Annotated in this window: 6 protein-coding genes; 4 read left to right on the forward strand and 2 right to left on the reverse strand. The window is 71.1% G+C overall.

The genetic code is table 11. The features are described 5' to 3' along the window. Together VF202_07075 and VF202_07080 are read left to right on the forward strand one after the other, a co-directional pair. The coding region (locus tag VF202_07075; GenBank protein HEX7039852.1) for a hypothetical protein at positions 1-427 on the forward strand (427 nt) is incomplete at its 5' end. 14 nt (positions 428-441) lie between these two features. Continuing rightward, positions 442-1035: a cyclin-dependent kinase inhibitor 3 family protein gene (locus VF202_07080; protein ID HEX7039853.1), complete on the forward strand. Its 594-nt coding sequence runs from the start codon at positions 442-444 to the stop codon at positions 1033-1035. Between the two features lie 74 nt (positions 1036-1109). Here VF202_07080 and VF202_07085 read toward each other — a convergent pair whose 3' ends face one another. After that, the gene (locus VF202_07085) at positions 1110-2327 is read right to left on the reverse strand and encodes a DUF4236 domain-containing protein (protein HEX7039854.1); all 1218 of its coding nucleotides are present in this window, start codon (positions 2325-2327) and stop codon (positions 1110-1112) included. A 263-nt stretch (positions 2328-2590) separates the two neighbouring features. Between VF202_07085 and VF202_07090 the strand changes: the two genes are divergently transcribed. Beyond that, positions 2591-2845, forward strand: coding sequence for a hypothetical protein (locus VF202_07090; protein ID HEX7039855.1), 255 nt, complete (start codon positions 2591-2593; stop codon positions 2843-2845). A 12-nt stretch (positions 2846-2857) separates the two neighbouring features. On the opposite strand, the gene VF202_07095 is transcribed toward VF202_07090, so the two are convergent. Then, positions 2858-3355: a MarR family transcriptional regulator gene (locus tag VF202_07095; protein ID HEX7039856.1), complete on the reverse strand. Its 498-nt coding sequence runs from the start codon at positions 3353-3355 to the stop codon at positions 2858-2860. Positions 3356-3449: 94 nt separating this feature from the next. On the opposite strand from VF202_07095, the gene VF202_07100 reads away from it, so the two are divergent. Then, on the forward strand, positions 3450-3784 hold a 335-nt coding region (locus VF202_07100), incomplete at its 3' end, for a hypothetical protein (protein HEX7039857.1).

Below are 3784 nucleotides of genomic sequence, written 5' to 3' on the forward strand. Positions count from 1 at the left end.
TCTTGAGGTCGTGCGCACCGAGCTCGTCGACCGCGAGGAGGAGGTGTTCGAGCGCCAGCGCGAGTTCGTGGAGCTCGGCTACGAGGGCGCGATCCTCCGCACCGCCGACGGCGTCTACCAGTACGGGGCGCGCAGCTTCGACCTCTTGAAGGTCAAGTCGTTCATGGACGCCGAGTACGAGATCGTCGGACACAAGGACGGCGTGGGCAAGTTCGCCGGCGCGGTGATCTGGGTGTGCCGCCTGCCCGACGGAAGGACCTTCGACGTGGTGCCCCGCGGCTCCATGGAGGAGCGGAGGCGGTGGTTCCTCGAGGGCGAGAAGTACCACGGCAGCCTGCTGAACGTGCGGTACTTCGAGGTGAGCGAGGACGGCGTGCCGCGCTTCCCCGTCGGCGCCGGCATCCGCGCGCCCGAGGACGTCGGCTGAGGAGGGGCGTGACGATGCCGCTTCAGCGACGAACCTCCGAGTCCGACCCCATCGAGGTCTTCTGGGTCGACCGGGCCGCACACGGCACGGCGGGCCGGCTGGGGCTGACCTTCGCGCCGGGCAAGAAGGGCGCCGGGGCTGCCACCGGCGCGACGTGGGACCGCGACCTGGCGACGGACCTCGACCGCCTGCGCCACCACCACGGCGTCGACCTGCTCGTGTCCCTGATGGAGGGCTTCGAGTACCGCCTGCTCGGCGTACCCGACCTCCTCGACGAGGCCCGCGCCCGCGGCATCGAGGTCCTCCGGCTGCCGATCGTGGACGGCAGCGTGCCGCGGCCGGGCGACCTGCCCGAGGTGCGCGAGCTGGTGCGGTCCGTCCGCGAGGCGATGCTGGCCGGGCGCACCGCCGTCATCCACTGCCGCGGGGGTCAGGGGCGCACGGGCACCATCGCGGCGCTGGTGGTGGCCACGTTCGGCCACGAGCCGCGCGAGGCCATCGGCATCGTGCGCGAGGCGCAGCCCTGGGCGGTGGAGAACCCCCTGCAGGAGAGGTACGTCGAGGAGACGGCGCCGCTGCTGCGAGCGCTCCCCGGCGAAGCTCGCTAGGCGGGTCGGGTCGCCCCGCCCCGACGACGCGGCGCGGGACGCCGGCTCGCGCCGCCGCGCCCGTCCGCGACGTTCTAGCTGCGCAGCGCCAGCGGCGTGATGGGCCTGAACATGCCGGTCTTCGTCATGTCGCGCACCAGTTCGAAGCGCTCGAGGGCGGCGATCGGGTCAACGTCGTCGAGGTTCGAGAAGTCGATCGCCTGCCAGCCCGGCCTGTCGACCCTGACGCTCAGCAGGTAGTCGTCGCGCACCTGGCCCGTTGCGGGGTCGGGCCGCTGCGTGTAGCCGCTGGCGATGACCTCCTCCGCGGCGGGGAGCGCGTGGAAGGCCTCGCCGACGGCGCGGAAGACGATCGCGTGGACGAAGCGCATGTACTCCTTGCGCACCTGCGTGGACGACCTCTTCTTGACGTTCAGCTTGTACCGGGACGCCGACACCTCGGCCCTCATGGTCGGCATGTCCTCGACCTCGGGGAGGTCGATGTCGAGCGCGATCGACCTGCCGCCCCGCGCCAGCCCGTACGACAGCTCGGTCTCCCTGGGCCAGTCGAGGTCGGCCAGCCGCTCCTCGAACACGCGCTCCATGACGCTCACGTCCGTGTGCAGCCCGTCTTCGAGCTCGCGGCGGCGCGCCGCCTCCCGCGCCTCGTGCTCCTCCTTGGCCCGCTCCCAGGCCGCCAGCTCGGCGCGCCAGGCGTCCTCCGCGGCGCGGTTCTCCTCCTCGATGCGAGCCCGCCGGCCGGGCAGCAGACGGTCGAGCGGACCGAGCTGCTTGAGCGGCGGCCTCGGCGGGCGAGGCGTGGTGAAGGGGCGCGGTCGGTACTCGACGTGCTCCCGCGGCGACGGGGTGGCGAGGTGCGTATCGAGGATCTCGTCGATGCCGGCGTTGACCTTCTCGCACTGCTCGGCCAGGAACCGCCTGAGCTCGGCGTCGTGGTCCTGCTTCACCTGCCGCGCGAGCCTCGGCGGCAGGGGGGTGCCGTCGGGCAGCTCGAGCCTCAGCCAGCCGTCCTCGTCCAGGACGAGCCGGATCGCGACGTCCTCGACGCCGCCGGCAAGCGGTCCAGGCGAGCCGCTGGGTCCGCGCCTCCGCCCCACACTACCGGTGGGGTAGCTGTACCGCTTCCGGTACGAGATGCCTGTCCCCGGTATGCCGATGCTGTAGTGGACGCCGCGGGGTCCGAACCCGAACTTCGCGCCGCGCGGGCCTATCGATATGCCGACCCCGCTCTTGCTGAGGTTCAGGTGCACGCCCTTGGCTAGGCGGATGCGGCGTTGGAAGCGAAGGCCCATAAGGAGACTCCCCCCAGTAGAGCTGCCAGTTGCGAGGATAGCTAGCGGGTCGCTCCCCTGGCTGCGACCTGGCGCGGGCCGCTTCGGAGCCCGGCCGCGAGGAGCTGTACCAAGCGCCGCGTCCTCCACCTCGCGGCACCCGTGAACCGGAGCGACTAGCCCGAGCTCGTCGTGGACGTGATGTACTCTTGTCAGCATCTGCTTACGCAGTGCCAGAGTGGAGGCCGCAACTTCATGCCGTTCGAACCGGGGAGGGGACGACGATGCTAGGTCTCGGGATCCAGGTGGCGGCCGCCACCGTAGCGGCGCTGCGCGGGTGGGGGTTCCTTCCGTTCGGCCTCCTCGTCGCGCTCTTCTTCCTCGGGAGGGGGCTCGGGCCGTTGGGTCTCACCTTCTTGGTCATGATCCTCGACTGGGTCGTCATCGGCGTGCTGATCTACCTGGCGGTGGTCGGCAAGCCGAGGCCACAGGGCTCACCCGAAGCGGGAGCCGCACCGCGGGAGCCCGAGCCCCGGTGACGTTTAGCGCATCTAGCGCCCCGACCCTCGTGTGCGCGACCCGCGTCGACCGAGGCTGACCGCTTCGGCTCTCGCCAGCTCGGCCACGCTGCGCAGGAAGCCGGTCAGGAGCACCAGCTCCTCGTCGCTGTAGCCGCGCAGCAGCTCCAGCAGGCCGTTCACGAAGCCCGCCAGGTAGGGCTCGATCTCGGACATCCTCTCGGGCTTGGCGTGCACGAAGACGCGGCGCCGGTCCTTCTTGTCGCGGACGCGCTCCACGTAGCCGCGTTCCTCGAGCCGGTCGATGAGGCTGGTGACCGAGGCCGTGGCCAGGCCGGTGTGCTCCGCGATCTGGCCGGCGGTCAGGGGGCCGAGCCGGAGCAGGACGTCGAGCGCCTTCTCGTCGGTGGCGCTGAGGCCGAGGCGCGCGGCGATGGCGGCGTGCATGAGCACGCTGGCCGTGCTGCTCTCGCGCCCTGCCAGCAGCGCGTCCTCGATCAGCTTCTCGCGGGTTGACATGGGTCCTTCCACCGGTAGTAGTATACGAAGCCTCTGACATCTCGATGTGACGAGATGTTGGAGCGGGGAGGGGACCCCGAGCGGGAAGCCCCGGGAGGTGAACCCCATGACTTGGCTCACCGTCGTCGTCCAGTGGATCCACATCGTCGCCGGGCTGGCCTGGTTCGGTGGCTACGTGTTCCTCGCCCTGGGCCTGTGGCCCGCGTTGCTGCGTCGACCCGCCGCCGAGGGCCGCGCCGTGTGGGAAGGGATGGAGCCCAGCGTCCGCCCGCTGATGATGGTGTCCGGCATGCTCGTGTTCCTGGCGGGGTTGGTGCGCGGCACGCTGCTCGGGCCGGTGCGGTCGTTCGGGTTCCTGTTCGGCAGCGCCTACGGTCTCACGTTCCTGGTCGCCGCGCTGCTGACCATCGGCCTGACCGTGTACACGGCGAACGCCGCCCG

It is taken from the genome of Trueperaceae bacterium (genome assembly GCA_036381035.1).
Taxonomy (GTDB): Bacteria; Deinococcota; Deinococci; order Deinococcales; family Trueperaceae; genus DASRWD01.

Excerpts from the sequence above, each read along its gene's own strand:
- VF202_07085 (HEX7039854.1), bottom strand. The coding sequence starts at position 2,327 with ATGGGCCTTCGCTTCCAACGCCGCATCCGCCTAGCCAAGGGCGTGCAC.
- VF202_07080 (HEX7039853.1), top strand. The coding sequence starts at position 442 with ATGCCGCTTCAGCGACGAACCTCCGAGTCCGACCCCATCGAGGTCTTC.
- VF202_07090 (HEX7039855.1), top strand. The coding sequence starts at position 2,591 with ATGCTAGGTCTCGGGATCCAGGTGGCGGCCGCCACCGTAGCGGCGCTG.